The sequence below is a fragment of the Nonlabens xiamenensis genome, from assembly GCF_003865345.1.
Lineage (GTDB): Bacteria > Bacteroidota > Bacteroidia > Flavobacteriales > Flavobacteriaceae > Nonlabens > Nonlabens xiamenensis.
Genome location: NZ_RMVE01000004.1, coordinates 34,724 through 50,079, shown reverse-complemented (window position 1 = coordinate 50,079; position 15,356 = coordinate 34,724). Strand labels below are relative to the sequence as shown.

Annotated in this window: 17 protein-coding genes; 10 read left to right on the top strand and 7 right to left on the bottom strand. The window is 41.3% G+C overall.

Annotation, left to right across the window (positions count from 1 at the left end; genetic code table 11):
- Positions 1–63: 63 nt before the first annotated feature.
- Both EGM47_RS11160 and EGM47_RS11155 read right to left on the bottom strand, forming a co-directional pair.
- A complete protein-coding gene (locus tag EGM47_RS11160) occupies positions 64–831 on the bottom strand; it encodes a zinc-dependent peptidase (RefSeq protein WP_164510864.1) in 768 nt (255 codons plus the stop codon).
- 70 nt (positions 832–901) lie between these two features.
- Positions 902–1,624, bottom strand: coding sequence for a Bax inhibitor-1/YccA family protein (locus EGM47_RS11155; protein ID WP_124980903.1), 723 nt, complete (start codon positions 1,622–1,624; stop codon positions 902–904).
- Positions 1,625–1,743: 119 nt separating this feature from the next.
- Between EGM47_RS11155 and EGM47_RS11150 the strand changes: the two genes are divergently transcribed.
- The 4 genes from EGM47_RS11150 to EGM47_RS11135 all read left to right on the top strand — a co-directional run bounded on the left by EGM47_RS11150 (position 1,744) and on the right by EGM47_RS11135 (position 3,836).
- A complete protein-coding gene (locus EGM47_RS11150) occupies positions 1,744–2,307 on the top strand; it encodes an RNA polymerase sigma factor (RefSeq protein ID WP_124980902.1) in 564 nt (187 codons plus the stop codon).
- Positions 2,308–2,322: 15 nt separating this feature from the next.
- The gene (locus tag EGM47_RS11145; RefSeq protein ID WP_124980901.1) at positions 2,323–2,826 is read left to right on the top strand and encodes a hypothetical protein; all 504 of its coding nucleotides are present in this window, start codon (positions 2,323–2,325) and stop codon (positions 2,824–2,826) included.
- On the top strand, positions 2,823–3,266 hold the full coding sequence (locus EGM47_RS11140; protein ID WP_124980900.1) for a hypothetical protein: 444 nt from the start codon (positions 2,823–2,825) through the stop codon (positions 3,264–3,266). Before EGM47_RS11145 ends, EGM47_RS11140 begins: the two co-directional genes overlap by 4 nt.
- A gap of 228 nt (positions 3,267–3,494) precedes the next feature.
- Complete coding sequence (locus EGM47_RS11135; protein WP_124980899.1) at positions 3,495–3,836, top strand: hypothetical protein; 342 nt, start codon at positions 3,495–3,497, stop codon at positions 3,834–3,836.
- Here the strand turns inward: EGM47_RS11135 and EGM47_RS11130 are convergent.
- The 5 genes from EGM47_RS11130 to alaS all read right to left on the bottom strand — a co-directional run bounded on the left by EGM47_RS11130 (position 3,833) and on the right by alaS (position 8,905).
- Complete coding sequence (locus EGM47_RS11130) at positions 3,833–4,465, bottom strand: DUF4230 domain-containing protein (RefSeq protein ID WP_240642430.1); 633 nt, start codon at positions 4,463–4,465, stop codon at positions 3,833–3,835. The two genes, EGM47_RS11135 and EGM47_RS11130, sit on opposite strands and share 4 nt — an antisense overlap.
- Positions 4,465–5,385, bottom strand: coding sequence for a GSCFA domain-containing protein (locus EGM47_RS11125; RefSeq protein WP_206052163.1), 921 nt, complete (start codon positions 5,383–5,385; stop codon positions 4,465–4,467). The genes EGM47_RS11130 and EGM47_RS11125 overlap by 1 nt, the downstream gene beginning before the upstream one ends.
- A 196-nt stretch (positions 5,386–5,581) precedes the next feature.
- Positions 5,582–5,875 carry a hypothetical protein gene (locus EGM47_RS11120; RefSeq protein WP_124980898.1) on the bottom strand — a complete coding sequence of 98 codons (294 nt, stop codon included), beginning with the start codon at positions 5,873–5,875 and terminating at the stop codon, positions 5,582–5,584.
- Entirely contained in the window at positions 5,872–6,159 is a 288-nt protein-coding gene (locus EGM47_RS11115) for a hypothetical protein (protein WP_124980897.1), read from the bottom strand. Before EGM47_RS11115 ends, EGM47_RS11120 begins: the two co-directional genes overlap by 4 nt.
- Before the next feature lie 112 nt (positions 6,160–6,271).
- Positions 6,272–8,905: an alanine--tRNA ligase gene (alaS, locus tag EGM47_RS11110; protein WP_124980896.1), complete on the bottom strand. Its 2,634-nt coding sequence runs from the start codon at positions 8,903–8,905 to the stop codon at positions 6,272–6,274.
- Between the two features lie 153 nt (positions 8,906–9,058).
- Here alaS and EGM47_RS11105 point away from each other — a divergent pair, with 153 nt between their 5' ends.
- Genes EGM47_RS11105 through EGM47_RS11080 form a run of 6 tightly spaced genes read left to right on the top strand, consistent with a single transcriptional unit; the run spans position 9,059 to position 15,311 of the window.
- A complete protein-coding gene (locus EGM47_RS11105; protein WP_124980895.1) occupies positions 9,059–10,042 on the top strand; it encodes a M23 family metallopeptidase in 984 nt (327 codons plus the stop codon).
- A 41-nt stretch (positions 10,043–10,083) separates the two neighbouring features.
- Positions 10,084–10,410, top strand: a complete 327-nt coding sequence (locus EGM47_RS11100) for a MerR family transcriptional regulator (protein WP_124980894.1) — start codon at positions 10,084–10,086, stop codon at positions 10,408–10,410.
- 29 nt (positions 10,411–10,439) lie between these two features.
- A complete protein-coding gene (locus EGM47_RS11095; RefSeq protein ID WP_124980893.1) occupies positions 10,440–11,507 on the top strand; it encodes a glycosyltransferase in 1,068 nt (355 codons plus the stop codon).
- Positions 11,508–12,878, top strand: a complete 1,371-nt coding sequence (locus tag EGM47_RS11090; protein ID WP_124980892.1) for an O-antigen ligase family protein — start codon at positions 11,508–11,510, stop codon at positions 12,876–12,878. It abuts the gene before it with no gap.
- Positions 12,878–13,891 carry a glycosyltransferase family 4 protein gene (locus EGM47_RS11085; RefSeq protein WP_124980891.1) on the top strand — a complete coding sequence of 338 codons (1,014 nt, stop codon included), beginning with the start codon at positions 12,878–12,880 and terminating at the stop codon, positions 13,889–13,891. Before EGM47_RS11090 ends, EGM47_RS11085 begins: the two co-directional genes overlap by 1 nt.
- A 34-nt stretch (positions 13,892–13,925) precedes the next feature.
- A complete protein-coding gene (locus tag EGM47_RS11080; protein WP_164510863.1) occupies positions 13,926–15,311 on the top strand; it encodes an exopolysaccharide biosynthesis polyprenyl glycosylphosphotransferase in 1,386 nt (461 codons plus the stop codon).
- Positions 15,312–15,356 lie beyond the last annotated feature (45 nt).

The window sequence follows — 15,356 nt, the reverse complement described above, 5'->3', positions numbered from 1 at the left end:
AATTACAGCCTTGAGCTTGGGTTGAAGCGCTCAAAAGTGAGGGAAGTAGCATGGCCTCAACGATCATATGATCCATTCCTCTTTATAAAGAAGAATGCGCTTGAAATAATTGTATATCACAGGGAATTCGCTTCTGAATTCGGCATTGGACTCAAAAAAATACTCGGCCAGTACCGCCATAAATTCGTATTGGTTGGTAAAGGCGTATGCCCTAAAGAATTGTGTGTCATCCAATTTGGCCCTTACCTCTGATCGCATGAGTTGGCGCAGTATAAGTTGGTGGTATTTATGAAACCTGGTAGCATCTACGGTTGCGCTATGTTCACTTTCAAAATGAATGACATGAGTGAATTCATGAAGCCCCAAGTGCAAATTGTCATTGATGACGTCCATTCCGAGCTTAAAATCGGCCCAGGACAGCGCAAGAACTTTGGCATTGGGGTTGTATTCTCCTTTATGTTCGGCCTCATTGACTGGACTGGTAAAGGCCTCTGGAAACAGTAGTATGGTATGCAACATGGGCATCTGGTAACTGCGTCTTCCAAAAGTCAATCGGCATGCCACCGCCGACAATAATACATATTGCTCATCGGTAATAGGTTCATCATAGCGGTGTCTAAAATGCTTATCTGCTATAAAATTGGCTACCCTGTGTTCAAATTGTCGTTGGTATTTCGGCTGAAGATGCTGGTAGAAAGGATATTCCTCTAGGATTCGCTTTCGCGAAAGCGATAGTTTTCTATAGCTCAGTCCCTGTCGAAAAAATATAATATCACGCTTGCGTTGCATGGCACGAATCACCAAATGGCCCACCAATATAAATACACCCACCATCAAGGCTGCAAAAAAATAGGGTTTGAGCCATGGTAATTGCTCCTGCTGATATGTAAAGGCCAGTAAGTTAATCGCGGGACATAAAAATTCTGAGTATATACCAAAATAATAACATCAGGGCAGAGAATAAGCCCAGTGCCGCTCCTACATACTGGTCTGTATCATATTTATGTACCAAATTAGAGGTTTGGTAAAGTATAGATCCAGCCGCCAGTATCACCATGGCAGCACTAAAAAACAATCCCAAATCAAATCCAAATATCATTCCAGCTACGATCACTCCGATGGCAACGATGAAGCCTATCGTCAGGAAACTGCGCAAAAAAGAAAAATCCTTTTTGGTCAGAAATACAACCGCACTCAAGGCAGCAAAAAGAGCGAGAGTGACCACGGCGGCTTGATTGATCAATTGGCTATCATTAATAGCTTGAATTTGAAGGGCCATATAGATTAAGGGAACAAAAATGATCGCTTCTGCCAGGACAAAAAGAAACAAACCAAGGTACTGCTGAGTTCGATTATGCGAGGTATGGGCCATTTTTTCGGCATAACTTGTAGCAAACATGAAAGCGCCTAATACCAACAGCCAGGTCCATCCTTGAGTCAGTCCCATCATGAAGTTTACCAGGGGTTCGATACGCAGAAGAATGGCTTCTACAATGATAAAAAGCAGGGTCGCAAGAGCCACATGTGCATAGGTTTTACGGTAAAATATGGCGCGGGTGGCGTCATTGACCTCAATCAAAGGTCGATGTTGCGATATGCTGGAGGAAGAATACTCTATTGGCATGTGAATGTCTTATTTAAAGGTGAATATACTTAATTCTTCCTTAGTTAAACGAAGCATTTTGCGATAGATTATCTCAGATCGATTAAACCTTTTTGTACATTCATGGTCATAATAGCTTTATGGATAAACAAGCAGATAGCGAACTCGTAAACTTGATCTTGGATCCTGCTACCAGGGATCAAGGGTTTCGCCTATTGTTGACCAATTATAAGGAGCAGCTGTATTGGCAAATTCGTAAAATTGTACTGCAACACGACGATGCTGATGATGTGCTGCAAAATGTTTTTGTGAAAATTTATAAAGGCATCAAAAATTTTAAAGGAGACAGTAAACTGAGTACCTGGATGTACCGCATCGCTTATAATGAAAGCATGACGCACTTAACTAAAAAGGCACGGCACTTGCAGATCAGTTCGCAGGAATTACAAGATCACATGGTGAATCAATTGGAAGCTGATGTCTATTTCACTAGTGATCAGGTCAATCTGGAACTCCAAAAAGCCTTGTCCCAACTGCCAGACAGGCAACGGGAGGTATTTAATATGAGGTACTTTGATGACCTTATGTTTAAGGAAGTAGCCGATGTGTTGGGGTTAACCGAAGGAGCGGTAAAAAGTACCTATCATATCGCTGCTAAGAAAGTAGAAAAATTTATCAGACAGGATGAAACCTTTACCAATTAATTAGGTCTTAAAAGTATGAAAGACAAGCAACAACAACCAGGTTTTGAAGTTCCAGACGCTTATTTTGAACGTTTGGAAGAAAGGGTGCTGATGCGAGTTAATCGGCAAGACAACCAGGGTGGCTTCAAGGTTCCTCAGGATTATTTTGATCAACTGGATCAACAGGTGATGGAAAGAATTGAGGACCAAAAGCTACGTACACTGAAATCGCAGGAGCGATCCAAATTACGTGTTTTATGGAATGTTGGAGGACTGGCTGCGGCGGTATTGTTAGTGTTGGTAATTGGGAAAAACTTTCAGTACAATAACAGTGACTGGCAAGCTGATTCACTGGAGGATGAAACCATTGCTACGTATGTAGAAGAAGTAGCCATCCTGCAGGAAGAAGAAGATATAGAATTCCTCTTTACCGATAACACCATTCTGAACGATATCAGCATGGCCGAGGATATTTCAGATAAAGAATTGTTGGCCTATCTCGAGGATGAGGTAAGTCTGACGCAAATTATGAGAGAATGAAAAAAATAGCAATAACAGCCATATTCATCCTTTGTTGGATGGGTACACAGGCACAAGACAGTCGAAGGGATAAGATCAAAGCTTTGTCAGTGGCTTATATCACGGAACAAATTGATCTCACCACTGAAGAAGCTCAGGAATTCTGGCCTATTTATAACCGGATCAAAGAAACCTGCCATAAGATGGAAAGAGAAAAACGCGAATTTATCCGTTCCATAGAAGGAGATTTGACACAACTTAGCGATAAGGAAGCTGCCCAATATGTGAAAAAATTAACCGACTTAGAGAACGGAATTCACAAGAACCGTCTAGAGAATAACAATGAGGAAATTATTGAAATTATTGGGTATAAGCGCTTTTTGATGCTGACCAAGGCAGAGCATGATTTTAAACGTAGGATGATCAGGGAATACAAAGAAAGACGTCGCAAGAAAGAATGATGGTTTTTTCAAACTTCAAGAGCGCCATTAGTTTAAAAGACAGTTTGATAATAGCCACTTATTGGTAACGAAAAACCCCTTTTTAGTGTGATGCTAAGAAGGGTTTTTTATTGAAATGAAAGGTCAATATTTTTTCAGACGCCAGTTCATGCTGATCATTTTTAAGTGATCAGATAGTTGATTTTTTAGAATAGGCTAATTACTTTTAGCCCTTCTAAAAGCTGTTTTATGAATAAGTTTCCATTGTTAATCTTGATCACTCTTATCGCCAGTTGTAATAGTCCTGCAGAAGATTCTTCTAGCGCACAACCGCAAAATGTTATTACCAGCAGTGTGACCTATAAAAAATATGAAGAGGCACACAAGGATTATGTGTCTTGTAAAATGGAACGACCCCAGCTAACACAAGATTACATCGACGGTAAAATGGAGCAAGCTGAATTTGCAACAGCCTTGGAACGCAATAATCGCAGCTGCAATATCAAAAAAGAAATTTTCAATAAATACTATCAACTCCTGGAAGCAGAATACGATAAGGCTGCAGAAGAGTATAAAATTATAGAAAATTAAGGCAGTAAACTACCCATTTCTTTGGTGCTGTTGACCTCTGTGTCATTATAGATTAAAGTCCAACCCATCGAATTGGTGACAAGATAAATTCCGCTTAATTCACTGAGGAGCCTATTTTGTGCGTTGTCCATGACTGGACTTGCGTTGATCTGTTTTCTGAGATCTGTCGTGATCTGTTTTTTTATTGTATTAATGTCACTGGCATTAAAGCTATTCAGAAAGCCATTATCCATTTTATAAAAAGTTAAGTTGGGATCTATTTTTAGTTCTGGTTCAGGGAGATAGGTCAGATAAATGGTTTTTTGATCAGGATCAATCTCGTATTTGAGTTCTTTTAGATCATAAGCAATTTGAGCCTTGGCATTGGAAATGATCAATGCACTTTTTGTACTTTCTTGGCGTACAAAATATTCCCATCCATAACTTTTGGTATTTTCATAAGTATAGACCTTGGCATAAGTCATCTCGGTTACGACCAATTTGCTCACATTACTGATTTGTTGGGTGATCAAGGCGGTCTCTGCCTCTAGCCGTTGCTTTTCGCTGTGGTCATCATAGCAGGAACGAAAAATTACCACCGCCAATAGCATCAACAGGGCTCCGAATATATAGTGCTTGATCGATTTCATTAAATATTGATTTTTGGAAATAATTGCCTCAAGGCCTCCCGGCTGGTGTCAACCTGCTGACGGTGCAATTCCACATTTTTAGGTCTGTGCGCTTCGAGTTTACGGTGCTTTTCAATGGCTTTCTGTGCCTGATCCGTGCTAGGGCAGATGGCGCTTTCGCGAAAGCGAGACCAAACACAATCAATTCCCAACTCATTCAAATGTAACATGTCCCTGTCATAATACCTGTAGTCTCTCAATTCATCCATCACAATTTCATAAGCGGGAAAATAGGTGGCATTTCCAATATCAATAGATGTTTGAATGGCTTCATGCAACCTAGCTTTGCTACGCTGGTTTGAAACCACACCATCTTTTAAGTGACGTACAGGAGATAGCGTATAGATCAGTTGAATATCCGGATTCATTTGATGAAGGTGAGTCGTAATATGGTGTAGACTGGTATTAATTTCGTCTGGTGTCAGGAGTCTTTTATCAAATAAGCGCTGTGGCTGCTGGTGGCAGTTGGCTACCACCTGACCCGTTTCTTTGAGCGTGTATACCCAAGCTGTTCCTAACGTGATGAAAATATGTGTGCTGCCTTTTATATCTTCACGGAGCATTCCAAGCGCATGATTCATGGCTTCCATTACCTCTTGCTCACAAGAACCACTAACCGCAGATTGTGCTTCATAGCAAAAGCTACTTTCCACTTCTCCCAAGGCAAAAAATCTTTCCTGCATGGCACGCTCTATCAAAGTGGAAAGGCTCACTGGATTAAAGATGATCCCATACGGATTGATCGATACATGGAATCCTGCTCTTTTCAGTTTTTTACCCATGTGCTCGGTAAAGCAACTACCCAGCATCAATGCGCTGGAATCATAATCCAGAGGTTTTGAAAAGCTTGGTATAGGAACTGGTGTGAATAGTTGAATCATGAAAACTTATGCTCTTTCAAATGTAATTGTTTCCTAAACCAGTAACACCTGTTGAAAACTGAATTGTTTCTTAAGAATAGCCCAAATTTTAATTGTTTGTTACCGAATTCTCGATGCTTAAATAGAATCGAGCAAGTTTGCGCAATAGCAAAATGATTTCATGTTGTTGATCAATACATGCAGATGACCTGAAGGGTCAATTAAAAAGTAGGATATACAATTTCATCAATCCATAGACAATGGCTAGCGATAAAGCAATAGTAAGGCCCACTGACCAGTAAGTTAAATGACGTCTTTTGCGTTGCTTTTCCCTAAATGCTGCTTTAGCTGCTTCAATTTCTTCGACCGTATGTATCTTTTGATGGGTAGATTTTTTGTAAATACCTTCTGCGGTACCGCCTAAACCATCAAACTTTTTACGATTAGATTGGCGACTATTATTTTTTATGGCCGTAATCATGGCCTGTATGGCTCCTCCTCCTCCAATCATAAGAAATGGAATAAATAGATTACTATAGCTACGATGATCATGGTGAGGAGTATTGATAGGGACAAGGCCAACCCAGCTACCCATTTTCTACGTATGACTTTTTGGGCAAACTCAGCTTGAAATGCTGCCGCCTGGGCTGGAGAGTGCATTATTGTATCGTTGACCACTTCTAAGCCTTGTCTTTTGCCCAATCGAATATCCATGGCACGATCAGATCGCCGTTGAGCGTTCCTCTCCCTAATTTTTTTTATTTTATTGATTAAATGTGTGTTATCAAACCCCATACTTATCGGTAGTCCAAAAACAAGTTTTGTTACAAGATTAGTCTTATAACCTAATAATCAGATAAATAATAGCCAGTATTTATCATTCAGTAAAGAGCATATTACAGATCAGTTAAGCTTGTTGTATAATCAAATCCTCAGCTTCTTTTAATGCTGCTGGAATTCCAGCGGGATTCTTACCTCCGGCTGTAGCAAAATGCGCCTGACCGCCTCCACCTCCCTGGATGTGTTTGCCCAGCGAGCGTACCAATTGGCCTGCATTCAAGCCTTTTTCTTCTACCAGGTTTTTACTGATCATCACTGTAAGTGTAGCCTTACCATCATTTTCTGCACCGATGATTAAAAAAAGATTAGCCAACTCCTGTTCTAATTGGAAAGCCAATTCCTTTACCGATTTGGCGTCCAGATCTGTAGAAGTACCAATAAAATGAATCCCGTTGATATTTTTAGCCTGGTCAATAAGTGTATTTTTTAATTGACTGGCTTTTTCACGTTTGAGTTCTTCAATCTCTTTTTTAAGACTTGCATTTTCCTCCAATAGGTGTTGAATGCTTTCTGCTGGGTTTTTAGCCGGGTTTTTCAATACGGCCTTGATTTCTTCAAAATGTTGAGATTGTTCTGAAAAAAAGTCTTTGACTGCATCGCTGGTAATGGCTTCAATTCTTCTGATACCTGAGGCTACTGAAGTTTCATGCGTAATTTTAAAGTGCCAGACCTCGGCGGTATTCTTTACGTGTGTTCCTCCACAAAGCTCGTAGCTTTCTCCAAATTTTATAGTGCGTACAACATCGCCATACTTTTCTCCGAAGAGTCCAATAGCTCCATCTTGAATTGCCTCTTCATAAGTTTGACTCCGATTTTCTTCTAGGGGAAGTTGTTCCCTGATTCTGGCATTGACAAAATTCTCCACTTCTGCCAATTCTTCTGGTGTAACTTTAGAGAAATGGGAAAAATCAAACCTCAATGAAGCACTGCGCACCATGGAACCTTTTTGCTCTACGTGTTCGCCTAAAATCTTTCTCAGGGCTTGGTGGAGTAGGTGGGTAGCGGTGTGGTTTGCCGCCGTGCGCATGCGTTGGCTCTTATCTACGCTTACCCGATGTGTGCCACCCAATTCTTTAGGCAAGTTTTTTGTGAGGTGAACGGTTTGTCCATTTTCCTTTTTAGTATCGATGATATAAACGGTATCACCACTCGGGCTTTCCAGATAGCCTTTATCTCCTGTTTGTCCTCCACTTTCTCCATAGAATGGCGTCATATTGAAGACAATTTGATACAGCTCACCTTCTTTTTTGCTCGAGGTTTTACGGTATTTGGCAATCCTTACATCGGCACTGAGTCTATCGTAACCTATAAATTCTTGCGAATCATCGGCATTGAGCACCGTCCAGTCACTGGTTTCTGTAGCGCTGGCCTTTCTGGAGTCTTCTTGTTGCTTTTTTAAGGCAGCAGCAAAACCTTCTTCATCCATACCCAAGCCTTGTTCGCTTAGAATTAAGCGGGTGAGCTCTTTTGGGAAACCATAGGTGTCATTGAGTTCAAAAGCCTTTTTTCCGTCCAGGGTTTTGGTGTTTTCCTTTTTCATGGATTCCACCATTGCATCTAGCAAAGCCAACCCATTTTCCAGAGTGCGTAAGAAAGAGATTTCTTCTTCCTTGATCACATTATGGATCAGGTTTTTCTGTGATTTCAGTTCTGGGAAGGCATCACCCATTTGTTTAGCCAGCGTATTGACCAATTGATGGATGAAAGGTTCTTTTTTATTTAAATAGGTGAAGCCATAACGTATGGCACGTCGCAAAATCATACGGATCACATATCCTGCACCATTATTGGAAGGCAATTGTCCGTCGGCAATGGAAAATGAAACTGCCCTTACGTGATCGGCTATGACTCGGATTGCGATGTCTTCTTCCTTTGTATTTCCATAGGAATGACCAGTAATGGTTTCAATTTCCCTGATTATCGGAGTAAATACATCCGTATCATAATTGGATTGTTTGCCTTGAAGTACCATGGCTAGACGTTCAAATCCCATACCCGTATCCACATGCTGCGCTGGCAGATTTTTAAGGGTACCATCGGCCATACGGTTGAATTGCATGAATACCAGATTCCAAATTTCGACCACTTGAGGATGGTCTGCGTTGACCAAACTCGCTCCATCCACTTTTTGTTTTTCCTCTGCGCTTCTAATATCTACGTGGATCTCAGAACAAGGACCACACGGACCTTGTGCTCCCATTTCCCAAAAATTATCTTTTTTATTCCCGTTGAGAATACGTTCTTCTGCTATCAACTCCTTCCAGATATCATAAGCTTCCTGATCGCGTTCAAGGTCCTCTGATGAATCACCTTCAAAAATGGTGACGTAAAGACTATTCTTGTCAATCTCAAATACATCGGTAAGCAATTCCCAGGCCCACTGGATCGCCTCTTTTTTAAAATAATCACCAAAACTCCAATTCCCCAACATCTCAAACATGGTATGGTGATAAGTATCCACGCCTACTTCCTCAAGATCATTGTGTTTACCACTTACACGCAGACATTTTTGGGAGTCGGCTATACGTGAGTTTTTGGGTGTCGAATTTCCTAGAAAGTACTCTTTGAATTGGTTCATTCCAGCATTGGTAAACATCAAGGTTGGGTCGTTCTTGATTACCATGGGAGCGCTGGGAACGATCTCATGCTGTTTCTTTTTAAAATATTCAAGGAAAGTTTGGCGTATCTGTTGTGACTTCATCGGGTGGACCTAGCGGTTATTTCTATTTTCTTATTTTTGCTTGGTTGGGAAACTGAGAGATAGTGTTTACGCTTTCGCGAAAGCGGGATTAATACCATCTATTCAAGCTACCAAAAGCTTTTAAAGCACCGCAAAAATAGCATAATTAAACGTATGTCAAAGGTCAAGTACTACTACGATTCTGAAACACTTTCTTACCGTCAGGTCGAGACAAAAAAACGCAGGTATTTCTTTGGGGGATTGTTGTTTTTACTTTTCAGTGTATGTTTTGGGGCCGTACTTTTCTTTTTTGCCGCTCAGTTTTTTGAACTTCCGGAAGTAAAAAAGACCGGTAACAAGGTGGAATTTTTAGAATTACAATTGGAGCAAACTCAGAATGAGGTTGACCGGCTGGCTGCTGTGATCGCAGATGTGGAAGAGCGTGATAACACGATTTACCGTATCTATTTTGATGCAGCACCTATCACCGACGAGCAGAGGCAGGCTGGTTTTGGTGGTGTCAACCGATATAAGGAATTTGAAGGATACGGTCGTGCTTCAGAAAGGGTGGTCCAATTGCGTGAATCGATTGATAAATTAAAGAAACGAGTCGCTATCCAGTCAACTTCACTGGATGAGATTGCAGAGCTTGCCAAGGATAAAGAGGAATTGCTGTCCTCGATACCAGCGATACAGCCTGTCCGTAATCAGGACCTCACTCGTATGGCCAGTGGTTATGGATACCGTACAGACCCTTTTAACAAAACAAGAAAGTTTCATTATGGAATGGACTTTACTGCGCCCAGGGGAACTCCAGTCTTTGCTACAGGCGATGGTGTGGTCAAACGCGCTGATGCCAATAGCTCAGGATATGGTAATCATATTCGGATCGATCATGGGTTTGGTTATATATCACTCTATGCTCATTTGAGAAGGACAAAGCCGTATAATGTGCGTCCAGGACAAAAGGTAAAACGAGGTGATATCATCGGATATGTAGGAAGCACAGGAAGATCTCAGGCTCCCCACTTGCACTATGAAGTTTTTAAAGATGGAGATCGAATCAATCCGATTAATTTCTATTACGGTAACCTTTCACCTGAAGAATTCAATGCCCTACTCAAGAAATCACAGCAAGAAAACATATCTTTAGATTGATTATAAGAAATGCTCATCAAAGCCGTTTGTAAGTAAAAGCCATGCACGTAGATCTTCCCGATAAATTGTATTACTCCATGGGAGAGGTGGCCAGAGCATTTGATGTGAACGCCTCATTGATTCGATTCTGGGAGAAGGAATTTGATGTGCTTCAACCCAAAAAGAATGCGCGTGGAAATCGTAAATTCAGCAAGGAGGACATCCAACATCTGCAAACTATTTACCACCTGACCAAGGAACGAGGATTTACCCTGGAAGGCGCCAGAGATTACATGAAGACCCATAAAAAAGAATTGGGAACTTTTGAAATCATACGCAAGCTAGAACATGTGAAAGCAGAGCTCCTAAAAATCAAAGAGCAGCTCTGATTCAATAAACATAGTAAAAATGCTGCTTCATGAAAGTACTACAGCTTATAGATAGTCTGGACGCAGGAGGAGCAGAACGCATGGCCGTAAATATAGCCAACGCCATGGCCAGGGCTGGGCAGCCAGCTTTTCTCTGTGCTAGCCGTAAAGAAGGAATGCTCAAATCGCAAATCGATGATCGGGTCAACTACCTTTTTGCAGAACGTGAGGGCAAATTAGGGATCAGGGGAATCGTGCGTATCAAAAATTTTGTGCAAGAGCACGACATACAGATTATTCATGCGCATGCTACTTCGTTTTTTGCGGCTAGTATGACCAAAATATTACTACCACATTTACTTATTGTTTGGCATGATCATTACGGAAAATCAGAAAATCTGGATCAACGCGATGCCAAATTGATCAAAGTCTGTAAAGGTTTTTTTAATGCGGTCATTGCTGTAAATACCAAACTTCAAGAATGGGCAACAAAAGAATTGGGTATTCATTCTTCCCATTACCTGGCTAATTTTACAGTGCCGTCGGATGATACCAATATAGACAATGAACTACCCGGGCAATCTGGAAAACGCATTGTTTGCCTGGCCAACCTCAGACCTCAAAAAGATCAGATAACGCTGATAGATGCGTTTGCAAAGCTTGATCCCGAATTTCAACAATGGACATTACATATTTGTGGGAAAGATTTCAACAATACTTATTCGCGTAAACTCAAGTCTTTTATTCAAGAGAGCCGTTTGGAGGAACGCGTTTTTCTGCATGGTTCACGCACTGATATTCCTGGTGTACTTTCATCATGTGATATAGGTGTATTGTCCTCAATTTCTGAAGGATTACCCTTGGCACTACTTGAATACGGACTGTATGGATTACCGGTTGTGTCGACGGATGTGGGTGCTTGTGCTGAGGTAATTGGTGAAGATGGACTCTTGGTATCACCGTCAGATCCGTGGGCATTGAAAACAGCATTTCAAAAATTAATTTCAAATCCTGAGCTAGGCAAAGCACTCGCCACCCGATTCCATCAAAAGATCCTCGCAAATTACGGCGAGGAACAGTATCTTGCGCAACTGCAAGAGATCTACAAGGCATTGTAAATGATCAAATTTGAAAAGCTTTCCTTTCCGCTGATAGTCGCTGGACATATCATTCTGACGATCTTTATGATCGCATTACCTTTTTTGGTTAAAATTTATTTTTATGCGGCAATAGTTTATTTCGCTTTGCGAGTTTTTACCAGTGCCGATCGCAAACAGGAAGTTTTAATGGCCTGTTGCTACCTGGCCTGCGCTGAGGTATTCCTGCGTATGAATGATGCCTTATTCTTTTATGAAATGATCAAATATTTGGTCATCATCTTTATGTTGGCGGGTTTGTTGATCAGGGGGTTTTCCTTAAAGTCTATTCCGTACGTATTCTATCTATTACTGTTAGTACCTAGTATCGTGGTGGCCTCGCAAAATATTCCTATATCTGAAAGTTTGCGTAAGGCGGTTGCCTTTAATCTGAGTGGTCCTGTGGCTCTGGGAGTAACAGCCATTTATTGTTTCCAAAGACGTGTCACTTCCCAACGCCTGGACGAGATACTCAAGCTATGTCTAGGACCAATAATTATGCTCACTTTTTATTTGTTTGTGGTAACCCCTGATATCAGAGAAGTGGTAACAGATACTGCCTCAAATTTTGCTGCCTCTGGTGGTTATGGACCTAATCAGGTGGCTACCGTACTGGGAATAGGCATGTTTATTTGTTTTATCCGGTTTTTAAGGGGTAAAAATCTTTGGATCAACGTTTTAGATGTTGTATTGTTCCTGGGAATGACTTATCGAGGCTGGTTGACTTTTTCCCGGGGAGGTGTTCTTACAGCCTTTTTAATGATCATAGCAGTGATCATTACCCTCTTCTTTTTGAAAAGATCTGAATTTAGATTTAGTTTTCTTCCTAAACTGGGAGTCATTGCCTTGGGATTGGTATTGGCATGGGGATACACATCATTGGCGACCAGTGGTTTGATCGATAAAAGATATGCCAACGAGGATGCAGCGGGAAGGGCCAAGGAAGACCTTTCGACTGGTCGGGCAAAACTGATCAGCATTGAACTAGAAGCCTTTTTAGAGAATCCTATCGCTGGAATCGGTGCCGGACAGGTAAAATACTATCGTGCGAGAAAGGATGGCATCGTGGCGGCCTCGCATAATGAGACCAGCCGATTACTTTCTGAGCACGGAAGTATAGGTATACTGTCGTTGGTGGTGCTCATATTTACTCCGTTGATTTTCCGACTCACGCACAAAGGCAACATATACTTTTATGCCTTTCTGATTTTTTGGATTGCTACGATCAATCACAGTGCTATGCGTATTGCTGCTCCAGCCTTTTTCTACGGCATGGCATTGTTGTATGTCTACCAGCCCAAGAAAAAGAAGAAGCCTGCTGTTTCTCAATCTAAAGCTGTACTTGCTGCCTGATGAAAAACATTCTTTACATTGGTAACAAATTAGCTCAAAAAGGTCGTACCGCCACCACGATTGATACATTGGGACCGTTGTTAGAAGGGGAGGGGTTTAAAGTAAAATATGCCTCTAGCAAAAGCAATCCAGTAATAAGATTGTTGCACATGTTGCTCAAATTGATCACGCAGCTCCAATGGGTAGACCTTGTACTCATTGATACTTACAGTACACGTAATTTTTGGTATGCCGTTTTAGTGGGATGGATCTGCCGACTTACGGGAAAGAGATATGTTCCTATTTTACACGGTGGTAATCTTCCTCAACGACTTGAGTCAACCCCCCATCAAACCCATAAATTTTTGAAGGGTGCGTGGAAGGTGGTTTGTCCAAGTGCTTATTTGAAGGACGCTTTCGCGAAAGCGGGATATGCTGAAATCAAAGTTATTCCTAATTCTATAGATCTGTCCCAGTACAATTTTAAGTCACGTGATACATTACATCCTAAACTCATCTGGGTGAGATCTTTTGCTCAAATTTATCATCCGCAAATGGCAATTGAGGTATACGCCGAAGTGCGCAAGTTATATCCAAATGCCAGTCTGATTATGGTTGGACCTGATAAGGATGGTTCAATGGAAGAATGTGGAAAATTGGCCAAAGAATTGGGGATTCCTGTTCAATTTACTGGCCTGCTAACCAGAAAGGAATGGCTCAGTCTAGCAGCGAATTGTGATATTTTTTTAAATACCACCAAGTTTGACAACCTGCCGGTCAGTTTGATTGAAGCCATGGCACTGGGATTACCCGTGATAAGCACTGATGTGGGAGGTATACCTTACCTGATCAAAGACGAGTACAACGGCCTTCTCGTAGGCAAAGATAATGTTGCAGAAATGGTCCAGGCGGTCATCAGGTTGCTGGAAAATCCAGAATGGGTTTCTTCTCTGAGCAATAATGCACTGAACTCCATCAAACAGTATTCCTGGACTCAAGTGAGGGAGCAATGGCAACTTTTATTAGCAGGATAAAACAGTATCTTTGCACACCCTTAAATCAAGTTACGTGTCCAAGCCCATTCATTTTGAAATCTCTGAGCGCAAAATTCTATTGAGACTCATAGACGTGATTGTAGTCCTTGGGGCACTATATGCAGTTGGTGCCATTTTTGATTTTGATTATTTTAAAATCAATGCAGATCAGTGGTTTTGGTCGGTTATCCTGGCCTTTTATCTCCTGTTTTTTGCTGCTGTCTTTGAGTTGTACAATTTGCGAAGAGCGAGTCGTATCACTGGTACATTGCGGAGTGTAATATCCGCTACTTCGGTCACCTCCCTGGTTTACTTGCTGACTCCATTTTATACGCCCACCCTGCCGGATAATCGTATACAGATCTTATATTTTTACTTGGCCGTCACCTCGTCACTATTGCTATGGCGGGCTATATACATCAAGCTGTTTGCCAGCTCAAGATTCAATAAACAGATCATTTTGGTTGCAGATGCCTCTGATGCTAGTGTGGTTGCGCAGACCCTTCAGGCAGCAGACCCTAACTATAAGATAAATGGATTCATCAATACTGGTCCCGCCATGGAGCCTGGACACAGAGTAGGGGTGAAAAATCTAAGTATTAGTGAGGCTGACCAGTTGTTGTTTGATAATACAGTTAACGAAGTGGTTGTTGCTAGTAACCAAGTAGAAGGGATCACGAATAACCTTTACAAATGGCTCATCGAAATTGTCGAGACCGGTTATGGTGTGAGGGAATATACCCAGGTCTATGAGGAAATGACAGATCGGGTTCCGGTTCAATATGTCGGCAAGGATTTCTACAGATACTTTCCCTTTGCTAGGAATAACCAGAACAGATTGTATATGGTGTACCATCGATTATTTGATATTGTGGTGTCTAGCATCGGATTGATGGTATGTTTTATCATCACGCCTTTTGTATTGTTGGGTAATCTTTTTGGTAATCGTGGTCCTCTATTTTATACCCAAGAACGCGTTGGTAAAAATAGAAAACTGTTCAAAATCATTAAATTCCGCTCCATGGTGAAAGAAGCCGAGGCTGCTGGCGCACAATTTGCCGTTGAAAATGATGTACGCATTACCAGCTTTGGGAAATTTTTGAGGCTGACAAGATTGGACGAGTTTCCGCAATTTTTAAATATACTGAAAGGAGAGATGAGCGTGATAGGGCCACGTCCGGAACGTCTGGTTTTTGTTGAGCAACTTTCAGAAAAAATACCTTTTTATGAAACCAGGCATGTCATCAAGCCTGGATTGACGGGTTGGGCACAGGTCAAGACCAAATACGGAGTAACCGATGAAGATCATTTGAGAAAACTACAATACGATCTATTCTATATCAAAAAACGCAGTGTATATCTTGACTTGCGTATCATCATCAAGACCTTGAGTACCGTCATCTTTTTTAAAGGGCAATAGCTTTAAAATGTTGGAATGAGCTCATTTTTGATATTTGAGCCTTGG